Source organism: Enterobacter sp. Tr-810 (genome assembly GCF_011752765.1).
GTDB lineage: Bacteria > Pseudomonadota > Gammaproteobacteria > Enterobacterales > Enterobacteriaceae > Enterobacter > Enterobacter soli.
Genome location: NZ_VWWW01000002.1, coordinates 682,162 through 701,852 on the forward strand (window position 1 = coordinate 682,162; position 19,691 = coordinate 701,852).

The 19,691-nt window shown below is 52.2% G+C and carries 18 protein-coding genes; 2 read left to right on the plus strand and 16 right to left on the minus strand.

Annotated features, from left to right (window positions below):
* Positions 1 to 61: 61 nt before the first annotated feature.
* From F3J30_RS09775 to gspC, 15 genes are all read right to left on the minus strand, one after another.
* Positions 62 to 1,882, minus strand: coding sequence for a glycoside hydrolase family 19 protein (locus F3J30_RS09775; protein WP_166717098.1), 1,821 nt, complete (start codon positions 1,880 to 1,882; stop codon positions 62 to 64).
* Positions 1,883 to 2,022: 140 nt separating this feature from the next.
* Positions 2,023 to 2,469 (minus strand): type III secretion system invasion protein IagB, encoded by a 447-nt coding sequence (gene iagB / locus F3J30_RS09780; protein ID WP_014069540.1) that lies wholly within the window; start codon positions 2,467 to 2,469, stop codon positions 2,023 to 2,025.
* Between the two features lie 139 nt (positions 2,470 to 2,608).
* Positions 2,609 to 5,326: a glycosyl hydrolase family 18 protein gene (locus F3J30_RS09785; protein WP_166717099.1), complete on the minus strand. Its 2,718-nt coding sequence runs from the start codon at positions 5,324 to 5,326 to the stop codon at positions 2,609 to 2,611.
* A gap of 251 nt (positions 5,327 to 5,577) precedes the next feature.
* Positions 5,578 to 6,375: an A24 family peptidase gene (locus F3J30_RS09790; protein WP_166717100.1), complete on the minus strand. Its 798-nt coding sequence runs from the start codon at positions 6,373 to 6,375 to the stop codon at positions 5,578 to 5,580.
* Positions 6,372 to 6,857: a type II secretion system protein M gene (locus F3J30_RS09795; RefSeq protein ID WP_166717101.1), complete on the minus strand. Its 486-nt coding sequence runs from the start codon at positions 6,855 to 6,857 to the stop codon at positions 6,372 to 6,374. Before F3J30_RS09795 ends, F3J30_RS09790 begins: the two co-directional genes overlap by 4 nt.
* Positions 6,854 to 7,987, minus strand: a complete 1,134-nt coding sequence (gene gspL, locus F3J30_RS09800; RefSeq protein ID WP_166717102.1) for a type II secretion system protein GspL — start codon at positions 7,985 to 7,987, stop codon at positions 6,854 to 6,856. Before gspL ends, F3J30_RS09795 begins: the two co-directional genes overlap by 4 nt.
* Positions 7,988 to 8,002: 15 nt before the next feature.
* Positions 8,003 to 9,013 (minus strand): type II secretion system minor pseudopilin GspK, encoded by a 1,011-nt coding sequence (gene gspK / locus F3J30_RS09805; protein ID WP_166717103.1) that lies wholly within the window; start codon positions 9,011 to 9,013, stop codon positions 8,003 to 8,005.
* Positions 9,010 to 9,639 carry a type II secretion system minor pseudopilin GspJ gene (gene gspJ, locus F3J30_RS09810; RefSeq protein ID WP_166717104.1) on the minus strand — a complete coding sequence of 210 codons (630 nt, stop codon included), beginning with the start codon at positions 9,637 to 9,639 and terminating at the stop codon, positions 9,010 to 9,012. Before gspJ ends, gspK begins: the two co-directional genes overlap by 4 nt.
* The gene (gspI, locus tag F3J30_RS09815) at positions 9,636 to 10,016 is read right to left on the minus strand and encodes a type II secretion system minor pseudopilin GspI (RefSeq protein ID WP_166717105.1); all 381 of its coding nucleotides are present in this window, start codon (positions 10,014 to 10,016) and stop codon (positions 9,636 to 9,638) included. Before gspI ends, gspJ begins: the two co-directional genes overlap by 4 nt.
* Positions 10,009 to 10,494 carry a type II secretion system minor pseudopilin GspH gene (gene gspH / locus F3J30_RS09820; protein WP_166717106.1) on the minus strand — a complete coding sequence of 162 codons (486 nt, stop codon included), beginning with the start codon at positions 10,492 to 10,494 and terminating at the stop codon, positions 10,009 to 10,011. Before gspH ends, gspI begins: the two co-directional genes overlap by 8 nt.
* Positions 10,494 to 10,943 (minus strand): type II secretion system major pseudopilin GspG, encoded by a 450-nt coding sequence (gene gspG / locus F3J30_RS09825; RefSeq protein ID WP_014069531.1) that lies wholly within the window; start codon positions 10,941 to 10,943, stop codon positions 10,494 to 10,496. Before gspG ends, gspH begins: the two co-directional genes overlap by 1 nt.
* 3 nt (positions 10,944 to 10,946) lie before the next feature.
* Positions 10,947 to 12,155, minus strand: a complete 1,209-nt coding sequence (gene gspF / locus F3J30_RS09830) for a type II secretion system inner membrane protein GspF (RefSeq protein ID WP_166717107.1) — start codon at positions 12,153 to 12,155, stop codon at positions 10,947 to 10,949.
* Positions 12,155 to 13,633, minus strand: coding sequence for a type II secretion system ATPase GspE (gene gspE, locus F3J30_RS09835; RefSeq protein WP_166717108.1), 1,479 nt, complete (start codon positions 13,631 to 13,633; stop codon positions 12,155 to 12,157). Before gspE ends, gspF begins: the two co-directional genes overlap by 1 nt.
* Before the next feature lie 14 nt (positions 13,634 to 13,647).
* On the minus strand, positions 13,648 to 15,579 hold the full coding sequence (gspD, locus tag F3J30_RS09840; RefSeq protein ID WP_166717109.1) for a type II secretion system secretin GspD: 1,932 nt from the start codon (positions 15,577 to 15,579) through the stop codon (positions 13,648 to 13,650).
* A 13-nt stretch (positions 15,580 to 15,592) separates the two neighbouring features.
* Entirely contained in the window at positions 15,593 to 16,324 is a 732-nt protein-coding gene (gene gspC / locus F3J30_RS09845; protein WP_166717160.1) for a type II secretion system protein GspC, read from the minus strand.
* Between the two features lie 300 nt (positions 16,325 to 16,624).
* On the opposite strand from gspC, the gene F3J30_RS09850 reads away from it, so the two are divergent.
* Together F3J30_RS09850 and F3J30_RS09855 are read left to right on the plus strand one after the other, a co-directional pair.
* Positions 16,625 to 18,202: an ExeA family protein gene (locus F3J30_RS09850; RefSeq protein WP_166717110.1), complete on the plus strand. Its 1,578-nt coding sequence runs from the start codon at positions 16,625 to 16,627 to the stop codon at positions 18,200 to 18,202.
* Positions 18,202 to 18,828, plus strand: coding sequence for a hypothetical protein (locus tag F3J30_RS09855; RefSeq protein WP_166717111.1), 627 nt, complete (start codon positions 18,202 to 18,204; stop codon positions 18,826 to 18,828). Before F3J30_RS09850 ends, F3J30_RS09855 begins: the two co-directional genes overlap by 1 nt.
* On the opposite strand, the gene F3J30_RS09860 is transcribed toward F3J30_RS09855, so the two are convergent.
* On the minus strand, positions 18,829 to 19,452 hold the full coding sequence (locus tag F3J30_RS09860; protein ID WP_166717112.1) for a helix-turn-helix domain-containing protein: 624 nt from the start codon (positions 19,450 to 19,452) through the stop codon (positions 18,829 to 18,831).
* Positions 19,453 to 19,691: the final 239 nt, after the last annotated feature.

Below are 19,691 nucleotides of genomic sequence, written 5' to 3' on the forward strand. Positions count from 1 at the left end.
CCTCTCCCGCAGGGAGAGGGCGTAGATACGAAAACGGCAACCCGAAGGTTGCCGTTTGCTTTTACAGAGCCGTCCAGGCATCAGCCCACGCCAGGCCAGCACCTGGTTCGTAGTATGCCGGAGCATTGTTACACCAGCCGCTGTACGGGAACGGTTTGCACTGGAACAGTTTACCGTGGTTGTTCACGATATCACCTGCGTTGTACTTGCTGTTCGCGCTCCACGCTGCGTAAGAGCCGGAAGTACCTTCATCCTGAGATGGGGTAGCCGCTTTCGCTTTCACATTCAGCAGGTAGGACGTGGTACTGCTCAGCTCGCCATCGCTGACGGTCAGGCTGATTTCATACTGCTGCGCTGTAGCAGATTCTGGTGCCGTGAAGGTCACAACCGCTTTGTCCTGACCGGTTACAGTCTGGCCATCCTGAGAACGCCAGGTGTAGGTCAGTTTGTTGCCATCAGCGTCGGTAGAACCTTCAGCGCTCAGGGAAACCTGCGCACCCGCTTCCACAGCCCCGATTGGGCCTGCGATCTGCGCCACCGGCGCATGGTTCACCACTGCCGGGGTTTCATCCGGAACTGGCGTTGGAGCCGGCGTTTCATCTTCTGCTGGCGTCGGCGTTGGCGTGACCGGGGTTTCATCCGGCGTGGTGGCAGAGCCGTCGTCGTTGATGATGTTCACGTTATAGAACTTCTTAACGCAGTTAGTGTAGTCACCTTCTTTGAACGCGCTGAATGGCGTCTGGTAACCCACCAGCTGGCAAGAGTAAGTCTTACCGTCTGGCGTATCTGCACTCCATCCCCAGTCCTGTTCCCAGTAGATCTTCAGCGCACCGGAGCCGCCTTCATCGAACTGCTTCATGTTCGCACAGCCCAGCACTTCATTGGCCGGAACAGGCACTTTCAGGTAGTTCGCGAACTCTTTGTAGTACTTGATACGGTTTTCAGACTGAGCAATTTCAGTCGGGCCGCCGCACTCTACGCCGCCGTTAATGATCTGCGTGGTCACCCCGAAGCCCGGTACCAGACCGTTCGCTTTGTCGTGATCGTTTGGCTGCCAGGTGCCGTCAATAACCTGCAACATGCTTGGTTTTGGTGGCTGTGGGTAGGCGAAGAAGAAGATAGCAGAAGCCAGGTTCAGCCAGGTATCCGCTACCAGCTCAGGTTTGTCCAGCAGGGTGCGGACAGTACCGAACATCGCTTCGGAGAACGGACCGTAGTTGTAGTTGTAAGACAACTGTTTAGCCCCGCGGCCAAAGTAGCTCACGAAATCGCCGTCTTTGTCTTTACCGCATGGCCAGGTCTGCCCCTGCCAGATGTCAGGATTACATTCGCCGTTATAGCCGCCTTTCTGACCCTCGGTCCAGCCCATTTCACGAACGTGAACCAGCGCCTGACGCCATTCAGCCTCCGGACGCCAGCTTTCATGACCACCGGTTTCCTGCGCAAAGTGGGCAAACATCGTTGCCAGCTCTTTACGGCAGATGGCATCACTGTCACGACCGTCGTTATAGGTCTTACACAGTGCTGGGAATTTTCCCACTGCTTTCAGGAAATTACTGTAGGTATAAGACTGAGCGCGCATCGGGAACAGATATTCCCAGTCACTTGCCTTAACGATCCCTTCAACGCGTTTCACGTTGTCCGGGTTAGCCGCGCGGCCTGGCTCAATCTGCTCAACAAGACTGTTGTCCAGAGTCGCAATGGTGTCTTTCACCGAAGTCATCAGTGGGAAATCAGTAAGCTCTTTTTCCTTTTTCGCCAGGTCGCTGGCTTTCATGGTGTACGGTTCGCTGCTGGTTGCCTGCAGCGTTGCAGCCTGAGCCATAAACGGTGCAATACATGCACCTGCAACGAGAACACTCAGTAATGTCCTTTTAGTCATTTCAATATAATCCTGTATTTAAGCAACAATGGTTTATGCATTCCCAGCTTATGTATTATTCCATTAATAAATAAACCTGAGAGTGCGGTTCTTTTCATTTTTTGAAGAACACCATCCGGTACCCTTCAAAAAATAAAAGATCAATATGCATTTGTTCTTTTCGGTTTTATTTCCTGGTACTTCGTCCAAACCTTATGGGCATAAATCATTCGCTGCTGATAATTCTCTTTTTTTAACCCAGCGTTATAGGCACCTACCGCTTCCCAGTTATAGCCATAGACTTTGATCATGCTCGACAAAATAGATGCACCGACCATAATGGACGTACAGGGCTCGGCAATAAGTCGATACTCGTCAATCCCCTTCCGCTGTAATTCACTAAAATGCGTACTGTTAATTTGCATTAAACCGACATCTCTTGAACCATCATGGTTCCAGCCCACGGCATACGGGTTCATGCCTGATTCCACGTTGGCGATGGCAAATAACAGATAAGGATCGACATGATAATAATGTGCGGCCCTGTCCCAGCAATTTGCAAATACACTTTGGCTAAAGATAAGTAATAACAATATGAAGCGTTTCATTTCTTTACCTGTTTATCGAATTACGTCCCTCTCTTTGCGCACATCTCTATTTTATTTTAAGTTGTTGACCACACCCGAAGTGGGGTGTGGTCAACGCATTGCAGGGTGATATCAATCCTGCAATTTCAGGTTAAGAAGATTATTTGCAGTCAGCTGACGCGCCTTCTTTCACCCAAACATCGCTATTCGCAGGGTTATCACCACGGGTCCACCATTTCGCACGGTATACAGAACCTTTATAAGTGGTGGTTTCACCGCCGTTATAAACGACATCTGAGCGCCAGTTCATTTTCACCTGGCTAACCAGTTCCCATGCATCAGCGTCAAATCCAGGTTTATTGCCCTGAGTCCAGTACTTCGCTTTCCAGACCAGGTTGTCGCTGCTGACGGTATCGCCAGTGTTGTAAACCTTACTGGAAGACCATGCCGCATATTTGCTGGCGTTAGCATCAACCGGTGTATCACAGCTACCGGTCGCAGGCGGGGTAACATCGTCCGCAGGTGGAGTCACGTCGTCTGCTGGCGGGGTAACCTCGTCAGCCGGTGGCGTGACATCATCTGCTGGAGGCGTCACGTCTGCTGGTTTTGGTGTAACCACTACCTGGACGTTGGACTGAACGCTGGTTTTACCATCGCTGACGACAACGCTAAGGGTGTAGCTGGACTCAGAAGCCACTTCCGGTGCAGTGATATTCACGTTAGCGGTATCAGTACCGGTCGCATGCATATCTGCTGGTACGCTCCAGGAATAGGTCAGTGCATCACCATCAGGATCCGCTGCCTGCGCATGCAGAGCATAAGTTTCACCCGCCTGGAGAGTGACGGCTTCCATCGCGTTCACGACTGGCGCCTGGTTGGCTTTTGGTGCCTTATTGACAACCTGCACGTCAACAGAATTGCTCAGCCCTTTAGCATCAGTCACGGTCAGACGGAATGCCAGCGACTGGTTAGCGGTCACAGCAGCCACATTGAAAGAGGCTTTCGCTTTGGTGCTGTTAGTAATGGTCACCGTTGGGCCAGAAATCTGGGTCCATTTGTAGGTAATAGCATCGCCATCCGGGTCAGTGGATGCTGAACCGTCGAGATTCACAGTAGCCGGGCCGGTCACGGTCTGATCGGTCGCCGTCGCAATTGGTGCATGGTTGGTCACCACCGGATCAACCGGTGCAGAACCCCCCAGCAGGCTTTCGTTCATCGCGTTCAGGATGTCGCCGGTATCGGAATCGATAGACCAGGCAAACAGACCGCCCAGGTTATTCGCCAGCACGTATTTACCTTTTGCGGTGGTAGAACGCGCATCTTCATAAGAGATCAGGTCACCCGTTGATTTGTTGAAGACGTATGGCGCTTCAGCCGTTGCGTCGTAACCGGATTCCCAGCCTGGCTTGCCTTTGTATTCGTTAACGATCTGACGATAGTCAACCACGCCCGGCTCCCAGGTGCCTTTCACCATACCGGTTGCAGTGCCGGTGAATGGGTTGTCGCCGGTGTAACCATGCACACCTGTCCATCCGCGACCATACATGCCTGCGCCGACAACGATCTTACCAGGCTGAACACCCTGTGCCAGCAGCGCATTCACGCCGTTTTCGGTGGTGTAGTTGGTATCCGGACGCCATGCTGGCGCACGCAGTGCTGCCTGATGGCCCAGTTCGGTGTTGCTCCAGCCGCCGTAGAAGTCGTAGCTCATCAGGAAGATGTGGTCGAGGTACTGCTGAGCAGCGGTGTAGTCCACGTCTTCAATCTTATCTTTACCGGCACCGATAGCACTGGTCAGTTCATATGAACGACCGGTCTGAGCAGACAGCTCGTTCAGCATGGTACGCAGATCGTGCATCAGCGCAGTATATGTAGCTTTATCCTGCTGCGGGTTGCCCAGACCTTCACTCACACCACCGCCACCTGGGAATTCCCAGTCGATATCCACACCGTCGAAGAATTTCCAGGTCTGCAGGAAATCTTTAACAGAGGAGACAAAGCGTGCGCGGATAGCTGGGTCGCCCATGTGGAAGAACGGATCGGACAGGGTCCAGCCACCGATGGACGGCAGCACTTTCAGATCAGGGTGGGCTTTCTTCAGCGCCATCAGCTGGCCAAAGTTACCTTTATACGGGTCGTCCCAGTCAGAAACGCCGGCCTGCGGTTTCTGCAAAGCAGCCCATGGATCGTGGATAGCCACAGTAAAGTCAGGACGGCCCGCACAATCGCGCTGAAGCACGGAGAAGCTGTTACCGCCTTCAACGGTTTTCAGACCGTCGTTGATGCCGTCACCGCCGCAGATCGGAATAAAACCATAGAGGATATGGTTAAGGTTTGCTGCCGGGATCTTATCGACCGGGAAGTTACGGCCGTAAACGCCCCATTCAGGGAAATAGGCTGCAACCACTTTATCGGTGTGCTTCGCGAAGGTTTTGTTGTTTTCCTGCATCGCGGCGTTCAGCGGCAACAGATGGCTACCGTCAGTATCAGCAACGATCACTTGTTTGCTGGCGCTTTTAGTACAACCGCTCGCATTACAAACTTCAACCTGCTCCTGATAACGTCCGCCTTTTTTCACTTTAAAGGTGGCAGAGCCAGACGCACCCGACGCACCAGACCACACAGTCTGGCCATCCAGCAGAACTTTCGCGGAGGTTGGCGCATCGCCACTCCAGACGTTCCATTCCGCTTTGACATCCACGCCATCACTATGGACTTTGACGAGGCTGTTATAATCCTGCGCGGCCTGATCCACTTCAACCAGGGCAAATTTATCATTGCCGGAGCCGATAGTAGGTGCACCTGGCGCAGCTGCAAATGCAGAACTGGTTGCCGCTGCAATGAATAGCGCCAGATATTTAGGCTTAATAAATTTCATTTCATTTCCTGATAAATTTATTCGTAAACGTGCGTGCCCATATCTTCCTTTAAAACATGGGATGATCTTACATTTTCTTTATTTAAACAAAAAACCATTACCAATAATATTTATGACGTGCTGTATTCCTCCACAAAAAGATACAAGTCCAAAATCCATGTAGCTTATGTCTTTCACAATACACTGAAAGAAAAAGGTGTTCCCTCCCTCTCTTCGTCGAAAAAACCCTAATAAAATCTTGACCTGAATATTTAAATAATGAACCCGAATTGCTGAGCGATTAATATAGCTATTCCAGCAAATGCCAGGTAGGGTCCGAAAGAAATAGAGAGGTTATTTTTATTTAAATTATTAAATGAAAAATAACCGACAATACCGCTGAGCGCTGCGACTAACACAATCACAGGCAGCGCCTGCCAGCCGCACCAGGCACCTAATGCCGCCAGCAGCTTAAAATCACCGTAACCCAACCCTTCCCGCCCGGTCGCCAGGCGAAAAGCCCAGTAAAGCAACCAAAGGGACAGATACCCAACCACGGCCCCCAACAGGGCGTCACGAAGCGGTAACGCGTTGTCAAAGGCATGTATCAAAAGCCCCGCCCAAAGCAGAGGCTGTGTCAGGCAATCCGGAAGCAATTGATGCTGCCAGTCGATCAACGCCAGCGGCAGCAAAAAAGAAACCATGAGCCAGAGCGAAAATAACCCCTGTCCGCCTGGCATAAACCCGGCACTAACGCCAAAAAACAACGCGATAAAAAGTTCGATGAAAAATAACCGAAACGGGATAGCGGTACGACACTGCCTGCACCGTCCGCGCAATACCAACCAACTGACCAGCGGTATATTTTCCCAGAAAGCCAGTGGGTGCTTGCAAACCGGGCAGTGGGACGCAGGAAAGAGAAGATTGCTGCTACCCTCTTCCTCCATCACCATGCCGGGAACACGTTCGGCAACCACCCCCAAAAAACTGCCCACGATGGCACCTAATATCCCACTCATTACCGTGAAACCTAGCGGATAGGCTTCCCGAATCAGTGCGAAGCTCGTCATGCGTTGCGCGCCCAGGTGAGCTGAACTTCGGCTTTCACATCGCTGAGATGATCAACAGGTGTGAGGTTCATTTTCTGGATCCGCACCCCCGAGGCCAGGTTAATTTCACGTAGCCAGTTTTTTAATTCATAGACATTAACGCGATTCACCACGAAGGATAATGTTTGCCCATCCTGACGCACGTCGGTTAGTAGCAAATTAATTTCATGTGCACTGTTCTCAACCACCATGCGTGGATTGTTTGTTTTGACCTGCTGAACCTGAAGGTGATTTTTATCTATTTCAGCTCGCATCCAGTTAAGCGTCTCTTGTTGTTTCACAAGCGTCAACTGGCTATTTCGATTCATATTATCCAACGGGGTGACTCCTGCGTAATAAACAATAGCGCCCAGCATGGCCACAACGCCTAATTTTAAAATCATCTTTTCCCGGGTGCTGTAATTCTGGTAACGCGATTTCAACAGCGCGACTCGCTCTTTCATTTATATTTCCCTGTAATCATGGCGGTATAAGGTGCAACGGTTGAGACCGGCTGTAAGGAAAAATCAAAACTGGCACTGGCCTGATTCACAAAATCCTGTAAAGCCGGTTGTTCCTGAGCACTGACGCTTAGCGTCAGGGTGTTATGCTCACCGTCAAACTCCATCAGATTTATTTCCATCGCAGGCACTGATTGTTTCGCCTTCTCCAGGTCGTCAAGTTGCAGGAAGAACCCTTTACTGTGTTTCTTAATATTTTGCCCAAAGTGGTACTTGATGTTGGTCTGCTGCGGCATACTGGGGAAGTAATGCTGGTAGACCTGCGCAATTTCCTGCTGGAGGAGGTTTTCCTGCTGTACCAGCATCCACGCCATGGCGATACGCGGGCCCAATAACAAACCGAGTGATAACAGACCCATTGCGGCAATAGCGGCGTTCATCCCTTTTGCTGATTTCCCCTTCCCGGCTTTGGCACTGAACTCACCGTGCAGAAGATTGACGCGGCAGGTTTGCCACTGCGGCTGGATCAGCACCAGCGGGTGCTGCCAGTGGTGCAGGACGTCCACCTCAACGCCTTCTGGCTTCTCGCCGTAACAGCACACTTCGCCTTCTCCCGCCTTTTGCATCAGCAGTGGCAACAGACTCGCCTCCATCTCCCCGGCGGTATGGGGCGATAAACGCAGCCAGTAGCTTTCATTCAGAGCAACAAGCGTGCTTCCGCCCTCCTCCACTGGCAACAGCCAGGCATCCGGCAACGCCTGAATAACCTTTAATCCAGCCTGCTGAAAACAGCGTAACCACTCGTGGAGCACATCGGCATCAATAGCCACGGCATCGACCTCAGCGCCCTTTTTATTGAGTACCGTCCAGTGAAGGTTATCCACATCGCCGATCAGCGTCTCTTCCGCCATCCACGAGAACGCCGTCGCCTGAGAGGCCACCTTCTTCGGCAGCGTAAAATGGCGGAAGATCATGTAGCTTGCAGGCAACAGTAAACAGACACGTGCGGCAAGCGGGTGCTCCGCCAGCGCGTCCAGGCTTTCCAGCATCTCAACCTGCTGACTGCCGGATTCACACCACATTATTTTCCCGCCTTCACAACTGTCGGGACGAACAAAAAGGACCTGTTTCATAACGTTCTACTTTGGTTATTCAATCATTCGGTAACGACGTTGCCACGTCACAATTTCACCGGCCTCGTTATTCACCTGAAGCTGGCTAATTACGCGAAGCGTTAACTCATCGGTATTGCCGGTATAGTTGACACGGAAATAGCGACTGTTGATGGCGAACTGTTCTGCCACCTGAGGTAAATCATCTTTCAACTGCGGAAAAGCCTGTTCCAACGCTTTGCTGAACGTTTCCATACTTTCCCAGCCGGTTTCTGGCCGTGAATCAATCAGGCGAACGGCATCATCTGACGTCATTTTTCCCGGGAACATCGCGGCCAGTATGGGGGCCTGATCCGGCTTAAGGGTATTCACATCCACCTTGCTGGCAGAGTCCGGCAAGGCACATAACAGCTTGCTCACTTTCGGATAGGCTGACGCAGGGAACGCCGGCAGCAGCTTGATCTCAGCAATAGTGCGCATCATCTGATTCGCTGGCTGGCGGGCGGGAACCACACCGGCCCAGGCATCCGTCTCTGCGCCCTCTTTCACCGTCGTGGTATCACCGTCGAGATAATCCACCAGTTGCAGATAAACGTCTTCCGCCGCAGTCTGGCTCACGCCGCTGTCCGTCAGGATCTGCTCAACGATGCGCGCCTTAAGCGGTTTTGCTGGCACGGCAGGCGCGTTTGGATCCTGAGATATTTTTTCAGCAGCCAGCAGGTTGTTGACGTTAAAGCAATCTTGCGCGTCTTCGACCTGGCTCACCACCGTGTAGTCTTCACCCTGAGTTTCCAGCTGTTGATGCCAGTCGCCATCCGGGTCAAGAGGTTTACTTTCGCCGCTGGCGTCATTTTGCAAGCGGTCTTTCACCACCTTTTCCTGCGCCTGCATCGCCCAGCGCAGCTGTTGCTGGCTCACCTGATAGTGGGTTTTCTGCAGGTTGCGACAGAACTGCTGGCTGATTTTGGCGGCCAGGGCCGACATCATGACCAGCAAGATCAGTACCACCAACAGGGCAACGCCGCGTTGTTGACGTATCCGGCTCATGATTTAACGTCCGGTGCAGGTGCATTTTCTGCGGCCGGCGCGGCCGGTTGTGGCGCCGCAGCCGCGTCTGGCATATCGCCCGGTGTCGTAAACACCCAGTGCCATGTATCGCCGTTTTCCATGGTCAGCGTGAGTTCCACGCCGTCCGGAAGATGGGCGGAATCGTCCCAGCTTTTCTGCCAGCCATTGCGATAAAACCGCCACTGCATCGATTTCACCTCGCCGATAATCTGCACCTCTTCGGGCTTTACGTCTGCCGGGCTGTCAATCACCGGCCAGACATCGCGATAGACGCGTCCCTTTTCAAGCCGCCAGCGCACGCGCTCCAGCTGGGCCGTGCCGCTCACGCCGTTCAGGGTGGTCAGCTCGACGGCATCCCCCTCCTGCAAAAACAGATCCGGTTCATTACGCGGCGCACGCGCCTGAAGCTGGAAAAAATCACGCTCCATCAGGCTCCAGGCACGCTGCAATTCGTTAAGCTTTGCCGCGCTGGCATCCGTTGCCGAACTGGTGCGCATCGCCCCGTCCAGGATTTGCCAGGCCAGGGTGCTGATTACCGCAAAGATGGTCAGCGCAATCATGATCTCCAGCAGGGTAAAACCGCGCTGGCGTTGCGTGTTCTTCACTTGCTCTCTCCTGGCGGAATAATGCGCAGCGCAATCACCGGCTGACTTTCATCACCTTCGGCATAGACGCGGATTTCGTTGGCCCAGACGTTGCTGGCGGTTTTTACCCGCTGCTTGTGCCAGTTCCAGCTGCGCCCGCCCATCAGTTCCGCGCCCTGTTCTTCAGCATCCGGGAAGTCGCGTTTGCTGAGCTGTGCCTCCGCCAGCTGGTTTTCGGCCACCCAGCTGGCCTGCAATGTTTCGGCAAGGCCGTGGGTAAAACGCACGTTAAGGGAGACGGAATTCATCAGCGCCAGCGCAGCGGTGGAAAAGATAACCAGGGCGACCATTACCTCCAGCAGCGTCATGCCTTTTTGTGTCGTTCTGCGTTTAGTCATCGTTTTCCACCGATACGGGCGCCGCGCCCTGCGAGACTACGCGGAAATGGTGCTGTTTATCGTAGCTTTGCAATGCAAGCGTAAAACGCCCGATCTCCCCGTCAGGCAGAAAGACGATTTGCGGCTCGGCATCTGTCGTGGCGGCCAGTCGCTGCGGGGAAAGCGAAACGTGCATCTCTTCCGGGAAATCACCTTTGGTTGTAATACGGCCCGCAGATAACGGTACCCAGTGACGTTCGCCGTTTTTATCTTCAAGCGTCACCATCTGATATTTGTCCGTGGTAATGACCAACCCGACAATATTTCCATCCATCACCGCACGATCAGAACCATAATCAACGAGGGCTTTTAATTGCTGGCCAAATATATCTGCGCCGCTGCGCGACGGTATTGTAGAGACGACCATCATGGCGCAACTGGCAAATATCACCAGCGCCAGAATAATTTCCAGTAATGTAAAGCCTCGTTGCTTTTTCATTATTTTTCTTGTTTGTCGAGTGACCAGTTTGTGATGTCATCTGCGGTATTCGCTTCACCGTCTGGGCCCGCAGAAAATACGTCTACAGCACCGTGTTCGCCAGGGCTGACCAGCAGATAATCACTCCCCCACGGGTCTTGCGGCAGGCGACGGATATAGCCGTCAGCACGGTAGCCGTTCGGGATTGGCGCAATTTCAGGCTTTGTCACCAGCGCCTGCAAGCCTTGTTCGGTGGTTGGATAACGGTGGTTATCCAGCTTGTACATATCCAGTGAGCCTTCAAGGGCGACAATATCGCTGGTCGCTTTTTGGGCATCGGCCTTTTCTTTATTACCCATTAAGTTTGGCACCACCATACTCGCCAGAACGCCGAGAATAACGATAACCACCATTAATTCGAGCAATGTGAAGCCCGCCTGGCGAGCCAGGTGTTTTCTTTTCATAGCCATGATTTAACCTACCATATTATTAAGTTGCAGAAGCGGTTGTAATATTGACAGGACGATGAATAAAACAATCGTCGCCATTGATACCACCAGCGCCGGTTCAAATACCGACAGCGTTAACGTAATGCGATGCTGTAATGCCGATTCCTGGTTTTCAGCCGCGCGGTCCATTAAATTACCTAATTCGCCGCTCTCTTCGCCGGAGGCAATCATATACAGCATGGTTGGCGGGAATAATTTCGCCTGTTCCAGTGCAGCATATAATGATGCCCCCTGACGGACCGTATCAGCGGCCTGCTCCAGCACCTGTCGGGCATAAAGGTTTTCGATACCGTCCATTGCGATATACATGCCTTCCAGCAGCGGCACGCTACTCGCTTGCAGAATGCTCAGGGTACGGATGTAACGGGCGCTGTTGATGGCGCAAACCAGCTTTTTAATCGGCGAATCGTTTACCAGCCAGCTGTTCCAGCGGAAGCGATTTTTTACGTTTCGCACCCACGCCCTGAAGCCGACAACCCCGCCCACCAGGCCGCCCGCAATATAGATGCCGTATGCCTGGAGGAAGTCACTCACCGCAATCAGCGTGCGGGTGGTGATCGGCAGCTGCTGCTTCATATGGGTGAACTGTTCGATCACCTGTGGTACGACTGCCACCAGCAGAATGCTAATTACCGCAATCGCCACCACCGTCAGGGTGATTGGGTAAACCATCGCCTGCGTCAGCTTGCTTTTCATCTTTTGACGCTGTTCGTTGTACTCCGCCAGCTTTTCCAGCACGTCTCCCAGATGGCCGGTCTTTTCACCGGCCATCACCAGGGTGCAGTAAAGCTTATCAAAGGTGCGCGGAAACTGGCTGAAGGCGTCGAACAACGTGTGCCCTTCCACCACTTTTTCGCGGATCTCCACCACCATCGCCGCCAGCTTTTTATCTTCCGTCTGTTTAGAGATAGCTTTCAGCGCACTCTCCAGCGGCAGCGCGGCATTAACCAGCGTAGAGAGCTGGCGAGTAAACATCGACAGCACGGGCGTGGAGAGTTTTGCCCCGGTTTTCGCTTTTGCGGTCACCGCCGCCTCGCGGGTTTCGGTGATACTGACGGGCATGAGCTTTTGCTCGCGAAGCCACTGGCGAACCTGCTTTTGCCCTTCGGCCTGCTGGGTACCACGCCGTGTTTTACCTGCCGCGTCCGTCGCCGTCCATGCGTAGTAGGCCATCAGTCATCGCCTCCACGTTCGGCGGTGACCCGCATCACCTCTTCCAGTGAGGTGACTCCACTGATCACCTTCAGCAGCCCGTTTTCACGCAGGCTGTAAGCCTGCTTAAAGAGCTGCGTTTCGATGGACATTTCGTCTTTATCTTCATGAATGGCGCGGCGCATGGTGCTATCCACCACCAAAAACTCATGAATACCGGCGCGACCCTGATAACCGCTCTGGCGACAGTGTTCGCAGCCCACCGCGCGATAAATCGCTTTCGGTGGTTTTTCCATAAAGCTAAACAACGCTTGTTCATTGTCATCCAGCGAACTGGTGGTGCGGCAGTGGCTACACAGCCGACGCACCAGACGCTGGGCAATAACACCGAGCAACGATGAACCGATTAAAAATGACTCCAGCCCCATATCGCGCAGACGGGTAATCGCCCCTGCGGCGCTGTTGGTGTGCAGTGTCGACATCACCAGGTGACCGGTCAGCGACGCCTGCACCGCAATTTGCGCGGTTTCGCCGTCACGAATTTCCCCGATCATCACCACGTCCGGATCCTGACGCAAAATAGCGCGCAGCCCGCGAGCGAAGGTCATGTCCACGCGCGGGTTAACCTGCGTCTGCCCCACGCCTTCCAGCTCATATTCAATGGGGTCTTCAACGGTCAGGATGTTGCGTTCATGGCCGTTCAGCGCCGAGAGAATGGCGTACAGCGTGGTACTTTTACCGGAACCCGTTGGCCCGGTGACCAGGATAATCCCGTGCGGGCGATCAATCAGCCCTTTTAGCTTCTCTAGCTCTTCATCAATCAGGCCCAGCTTGTTGATATCAGGCTTCAGGTTACTTTTATCGAGCAAACGCATAACCACGCGTTCACCGTACTGAGACGGAATCGTCGATACACGCACGTCGATCGCCTTACGGCCAATACGCAGGGAGATACGGCCATCCTGCGGAAGGCGTTTTTCAGCGATATCGAGTTTCGACATCACCTTGATACGCGAAACCAGCAGCGGCGCGAGTTTGCGGGCTGGTTGTAACACCGGTCGCAACACGCCATCGACACGAAAACGGATACTCAGCGTGCGTTCGAACGTCTCGATATGAATATCCGATGCTCCGTCTTTCACCGCCTCGCCGAGAATGGCGTTGATCAGGCGGATCACCGGCGAGTTCTCGTCGTTATCGAGCAGATCTTCGTTATCCGGGATCTCCTCGGTTAACGCCATCAGATCGATATCGGCGTCCATATCGTCAACCAGCTGCTGCGAAACCCCGCTGTTCTGCTGCCAGATTTTGGCCAGCATCTCGTCAAACGCTTCTGGCGTCAGTGTGACCGGTGTAAAAGAGCGGCCCAACCTGCGGCGCATTTCCAGCAGGGCAAACGCAGACGCATCCTCCCGGACAAACACGTCATTGTTGTAAAACAACACGCCGTTGTCCTTCGCGTAGCCGCTGCTGCACATGACTTTAGTCAGTTCATCCACGTTGCACCTCCGCCTTACTCTTTAAAGGGGTTGCGCGTGGTGGTTGCGCTGGTTTTCACTGGCGCTGCGCTAACTGACGTCGCACCAGGATAGGTTGGCAACACCGGGTTATTGCCGTTCGACATGATGCCGAGCTTTGTCTCTTCCAAACGCTGCTGCTGACGCGCGCGGATTTGGTCATATTTTTCCTTCGACGCGGCGCTGTAGTTGTCATCATCGCGCAGGACGGTGGTATGGATAAAGACCATCAGATTACGCTTAGAGGTATCCTCAGAGGTGTAACGGAATAACTGACCGACCAGCGGAATATCGCCCAGCAGAGGCACTTTGGAAACGGTCTCTTTCGTCACGTTCTCCATCAGGCCGCCAAGCACCACCGTCTGCCCACTGTGCACCATCACTTCGTTATTAATGGTACGGGTGTTGAAGGTTGGGCCGAGGCTCGCATCTTCCGTGGCGCTTGCGTCCACGCTTGATACTTCCTGCTCAATCTTCAGGTGAATCATGTCGCCGTCGTTAATCTGCGGCACAATCTTCAGCTTAGTACCAACCGTCTTACGCTCAACGGAGTTGAACACGTTGTCGCCGCTCGTGGTCTGCGAGCCGGACAGCACTGGCACATCCTGACCCACGTTAAACGACGCTTCTTTGTTATCCAGCGTGACGACGCTCGGCGTAGACAGAATGTCGTTTTTGGATCCGGTTGAGAGCGCGGTCATCAGCGCGCCAAAGTCGCCGTTAAAGAAGCCTGTCGCCAGTCCGGTAAACGAGGCCCCTTTCATGGTGCCGTTTTTCACCTGACTGATTGGCAGACCCGTTGCGCCAAACTGCACACCGCCATGTTTACCAGTCCACTGCACACCAAGATCCATCCCGTTACCGTCCTGAACCTCAGCAATGATCGCTTCCACCAAAACCTGCGGACGACGAATATCCAGCTTGTCGATCACTTTCTCCAGAGAGTTCATCACGTTAGGCTGCGCGGTGATCACCAGTGAGTTGGTTGACTCGTCGGCGGTAATGTTTAAATCGCCAGACGCGGTGGCAGTTTTCGCTTTTGCGGCACCCGCTTTGTCTTTCAGCTGTTCGCCAATCCCGGTCAGTACCGGTACAACTTTTGTCGCGCTGGCATACTTAAGGTAGAACACGCGGGTGTTCCCTTCGTTATTCTGTTCGCGATCCAGCTGACCAATGAGTGACCGGGTGCGCGCACGGGCATCTTCCGGGCCGCTGATGACCAGACTATTCGTCTCGTCGTCCGCGACCACTTTCGTGGCCAGCTGCGGCGCGTTCTGCCCTTTCTGCTCTTCGTTGTTGAGGTTGTTCAACATTTCAGAAAGCTCTTTCGCAGAAGCGAAACGCAGCGGGACAATCTCGCGGCGCTGAATGCCGTCTTTATCGACGCGCTGAACCAGGTCTACCAGGCGATTTACCACCGAGGCTTTACCGGTTAACAGCAATACGTTAGACGGCTCGAAATGCACCACGTTACCGATGCCCGTCGCATCGTTAAGCTGGCGCAGCAACGGCGCCAGCTCGCGTACAGGCACGTTTTCCATGCGCACAACGCGTGTGATGATCTCATCACCTTTGCCCGGGTTTTTGCTGTCGGCCAGCGGTGCACCGGCTGTACGGGCAACGCTTGAGCGCACGACTTTGACCATGCCGTTATCCATCGGAATGACCGACAGGCCGTAAAGATCCAGCACGCTCAGGAAGAACTGGTAATACTCATCTTCCGTCAGTACGTTATAGGTTCTGACCGATACCGTTCCCTGAACGGAAGGATCGACCAGAATGGTTTTGTTTAAGTTACGGCCTACGGTATCGATAAATTCGCGAATATCCGTGTTTTTGAAGCTCGCGCTAAAGTTAGCTGCAAGCAGCGAACTTGAATATAACGACAATGCGGTCAGCGCCACGCACGCCCAGGGAAATTTCTTCATGTCTGTACACTTGTTAATTGTTTAGAACATTAACCCGAATATTTTCCAGGTGAGCGTGGCGTCTGACGACGACCTCCGCTTCTTTCATTTTCGACCAGTTAGCAATGACATTTTTGGCATCAATGGCATTGGTCATATCGACAGAATTCACTTTTACCGCCACATCACCTTTCTGTAGCCCTGAATGGCTATAGAAGGGAGAGGCATTCCTTGGGTTGATGTTGTAGCCTTCCAGCTGGCCCTGTTCGAATACCGGTTTCAACACCAGATAATCATTCAGATGCAAACTGTCTGCACCTGCATCTTTTGTCGATTTGGTTACCGGGGTGCTATTAACGTCACCCTTAAAGTAAGCGGGATCTTTTAATGCCAGTACCTGTGTAGCACCTTCATAATTAACCACCACATTGTCTTTATTTATTTCCTGAATAAATGCATCGTTAAATCCGCCCAGAGGCTCACCTTCACGGTAGCTTCTCTGCCCCTCCGGCGTCTTGATGACCGCAAAGGACAACCAGGCGTCGTCACTGCTTACGATCCCCTCGATCTCCGCCGCCAGCGGGGTTTTCACCGCCACCTGAGAGTTATTCTGACGTGCTGCCGCCGTAAAAAGTGTGAAGGTCTTTTCTTCGCGCTTTTTTTCCAGCGGCTGTTCATCTGAATTCGCCAACTTATTCGTAACTTTTTTATAATCTTTAAACGTCAGATACCCTTGCTGGCCGCAGAAAATTAACAGCGCAAACATAATACAGGGCATTATCCACCGTGACAGAAATGAGAACCTCATTTTTCATCTGGCCTTTAGCTAAGCGAAAATAAGCAGCGTCGTACTACGACAATATGTGAGCAAATAGTAATGACACGCTATAAATACAACCACTGACTTAGCTGTTAACTTTCATTAAGAAAAATATTGACCGTATAAAATCCAGATGTTAGAGCTTGCCATCAGGTTATTTTTACCCTGTTTGCAAATTGACCATTCTGATCCGTTACCTTACTTTTCCGTACTGTTGCTATTCCTAATCAGAGACGGTAAGTCGTTATGTATCAGAGCCACTTTAATTTTAAAAATCCGCCCTTCCGGAAAATCGCCCGACTGTCCGGGGATTTTCTCGTACCTTATCATCAGGACGTGTTCAACCTGCTGAAAGAGAAAACCCAGAAGGAGGGAATTACGGGGCTCTTTAGCGACGACGCACATCTCCTGGGCCACTTCAGCGACGCGCTGAAAACAGTGAACAACACCGTGCTTGCCATCAATGCGTTTCCAAAACTGAGTGCCAGTAGCCTGCTGTACAAACTCAGCCCGGAAACGAAAGCGAGCACAAGCCGTATTCAGGCGGTGGATGCCGTGCTGCATCGGTGGCTGGAGGAGCCGTCATCGCGGAAAGCAAAAGCTAAAGTTCTGACCATTGCCCACACCGAAGCGATGAAAGAGAGCTGCCGGGAAGTGCTGGGGATGTTACTCACTCGCGCCCATGAGCTGGATTTTCGCTTGTCCATTGTACTGATGGGCACCGCTGCTCAGAAAACGGCGCTGATGCAACAGCCTGAACTGCGCGAGTCTATTCATACGCATCACATTATCCGCCCGCTGACCTGCCGCGAAACGCTCGGCTATGTTCAGGCACAGTGTGAAGAGCATGGGTGCGAAACGTCACCGTTAACCCCTGCACGGGTGCGTAAACTACATGCCCTGACCAAAGGAAATATCACTGAGCTGAATGCGCTGGCGCACCTGTCGATGCTCGCCGCCTGGACTGAACGCGCAGCGCAGGTTAGCCCACGTCACTTACGCCTGGCGGCTGGCGAGATCCTGCCCGCGAAAAAACACGGGAAGCGCCTGGCTACGGTGGGGTTGTTCGCCTCTGTGCTATTCGCCGCCTGCGGCTGGTATTTGACTGCCTCGGTGAATGCAAGACTGCCGATTCAACTACCGGTTCCCGTTAGCTGGAAACACCCAATGCCGAAAGTTCAGGCACCTGTGGTGCCGGTTATCGACAACGAAATGGTTAATCAGCAGGATGCGATGCATCAGCTTTATCAGATGTGGGGTTATGACGCCTCGGCGGATGACACTCTGTGTCAGAACGCGGCGAAAGTGAACCTGATGTGTAAACAAGGGAGCGCGTCACCGGAAACGCTGGCCAGCGAAGGTTATCCGTGGATCAGTGAACTGAAAACCGGCAATCATCTCAACTATGCGGTGGTTGCTCGTGTCGGAGAGAACTCTCTCGATCTGCTGATGAATAACCGCACCTGGCAGGTGAGCCGCAACTGGTTTAATCAACATGCGACCGGCAACTACACGCAGCTGCACCGTCTGACACCGGAAGGTAAAGATGCCATCAGTGCCGCCAGCGACGGTAAAGACATGGCCTGGCTCGATCAGCAGCTAAGCCTGGTACTGGGCCAGCCTGAAACCCATTCGCAAACCTGGACTGCGGAAATGATGAAACGCACCCGTGAATTCCAGAAAAAAATGAATCTCCATGTGGACGGTATCCCTGGTGAGGATACGTTGATGCAATTGATGCTCGACACCAAATCCACGCCGAGCGTACAGATCCAGGCCTCTCATTCAACATCGGACGCGAAAAATCAGGAGAAGCATTCCTAATGTCTACCATTTGTCTTGCTGCCCAGCGCAGCTACACCTCCGGAGAGGCGGTCTGGTTTTCGTACCGTATTCCCAGCCTGAAAAAAGTGTTTAACAACACTTTGTTGTGGATGCTGGGACTCTGCGCCATGCTGATGGCGGGGCTGTACGCGCATATTTACTGGAATTTGCGACACCCAGCCCCCGAACCTGTAAAAGTGAGCGTCGCAAAACCGGAAACGCAGCTTTCGGATATGCACTACGTTTACGTGAGCAAACCGTTCCCGCATCCGCACCCGAAACCAGCATCCGTGCAGGCCGATATCCCTGCCATGCAGGATCTCCCGATTAACAACGATGATGCTGACTGGCAACAGGCACCAGACAGCGAGCCGCCGCATGATACTTCGCGAGATACGCTACCAGGCACAGAAGCACATGACGACGCGCCAGCAAATACAGGTGGGGATGATACATCGTTAACAGAATTATTTAAGCAGGCATTAAAAGAACAAGCACAAGATTATGCTCAAGGCAAAACTCCCGCGCCGCCGGTAGACGAAACGCAGGATAATTCACAAAGTAGTTTGATCCGTAAAGATAATGCGCGATCTCCTCTAAGTGAAAAAGGAGACCGGCTGGAGTAATCAATATTTTTCCGGCAGCGCCGTCATGTTAATAAGACGACCTTTATCAATAACAATATATTGACCTTTTTTCAGGTCGGAGAGGATTTTAATAATGGTACTGCGTGCCAGATTGGTGTATTCCTGAATGTAATCGTAAACGTTGATATCGCGTTGATGGTGAACAATGAGCTCATTGATCTCAAGTAAAAATTCACGGACAACAGAATATGCACTGCGGGCAACCAGCACGTCATCGCGCTTACTCAACAAACAGATATACCAGGAGAGGATCTTGGTGAGTTCAGGCCACAGATTTTTCTCTGTCATCAGGCGTGCAAAATCGTCCTTTTTGATAGAGCGAACCACTGTGTTTGCACGTACCAGACCGTACATATGCGTGGAATTATAAAAAATGGATGACAGGCCAAAAATGCAATGTCCTTGTAATGTGAACATGCACAACTCGTCAGATACACGACGGAACTCAACTTCCCCGTTGATGATAATATGAATATATTCAGAATCTGCCGTTGAGATTTTTTGCCATTTCTTTAACGTTTTTTCTTCATAACCTGACGTTGCTGAAATGATGGTGTCCATTTCGTCGTGCGGACGCAGTTTTTTACCATAAATGCTTAACATTGTTATACCCGTTCAAGATGAGAAATTATAAATTAGTTGACACATACGCGGTTAGAAAAATAATTACACAGCGCATAATTGAATAACATTAAGAATAAATACTGAAAATAAACATTCAGTATTTATTGAATATAAAAAGATACTTAGCAAGCTATGTGTCTATATTAAACGCGGGTACTTTTAAGTCAATTAACTATAAATTAATTGAGATTGAACTTAAGATTAATCTCAAGCAAAAC

Excerpts from the sequence above, each read along its gene's own strand:
- F3J30_RS09775 (WP_166717098.1), bottom strand. The coding sequence starts at position 1,882 with ATGACTAAAAGGACATTACTGAGTGTTCTCGTTGCAGGTGCATGTATT.
- iagB (WP_014069540.1), bottom strand. The coding sequence starts at position 2,469 with ATGAAACGCTTCATATTGTTATTACTTATCTTTAGCCAAAGTGTATTT.
- F3J30_RS09785 (WP_166717099.1), bottom strand. The coding sequence starts at position 5,326 with ATGAAATTTATTAAGCCTAAATATCTGGCGCTATTCATTGCAGCGGCA.
- F3J30_RS09790 (WP_166717100.1), bottom strand. The coding sequence starts at position 6,375 with ATGACGAGCTTCGCACTGATTCGGGAAGCCTATCCGCTAGGTTTCACG.
- F3J30_RS09795 (WP_166717101.1), bottom strand. The coding sequence starts at position 6,857 with ATGAAAGAGCGAGTCGCGCTGTTGAAATCGCGTTACCAGAATTACAGC.
- gspL (WP_166717102.1), bottom strand. The coding sequence starts at position 7,987 with ATGAAACAGGTCCTTTTTGTTCGTCCCGACAGTTGTGAAGGCGGGAAA.
- gspK (WP_166717103.1), bottom strand. The coding sequence starts at position 9,013 with ATGAGCCGGATACGTCAACAACGCGGCGTTGCCCTGTTGGTGGTACTG.
- gspI (WP_166717105.1), bottom strand. The coding sequence starts at position 10,016 with ATGACTAAACGCAGAACGACACAAAAAGGCATGACGCTGCTGGAGGTA.
- gspH (WP_166717106.1), bottom strand. The coding sequence starts at position 10,494 with ATGAAAAAGCAACGAGGCTTTACATTACTGGAAATTATTCTGGCGCTG.
- gspG (WP_014069531.1), bottom strand. The coding sequence starts at position 10,943 with ATGGCTATGAAAAGAAAACACCTGGCTCGCCAGGCGGGCTTCACATTG.
- gspF (WP_166717107.1), bottom strand. The coding sequence starts at position 12,155 with ATGGCCTACTACGCATGGACGGCGACGGACGCGGCAGGTAAAACACGG.
- gspD (WP_166717109.1), bottom strand. The coding sequence starts at position 15,579 with ATGAAGAAATTTCCCTGGGCGTGCGTGGCGCTGACCGCATTGTCGTTA.
- gspC (WP_166717160.1), bottom strand. The coding sequence starts at position 16,324 with ATGTTTGCGCTGTTAATTTTCTGCGGCCAGCAAGGGTATCTGACGTTT.
- F3J30_RS09850 (WP_166717110.1), top strand. The coding sequence starts at position 16,625 with ATGTATCAGAGCCACTTTAATTTTAAAAATCCGCCCTTCCGGAAAATC.
- F3J30_RS09855 (WP_166717111.1), top strand. The coding sequence starts at position 18,202 with ATGTCTACCATTTGTCTTGCTGCCCAGCGCAGCTACACCTCCGGAGAG.
- F3J30_RS09860 (WP_166717112.1), bottom strand. The coding sequence starts at position 19,452 with ATGTTAAGCATTTATGGTAAAAAACTGCGTCCGCACGACGAAATGGAC.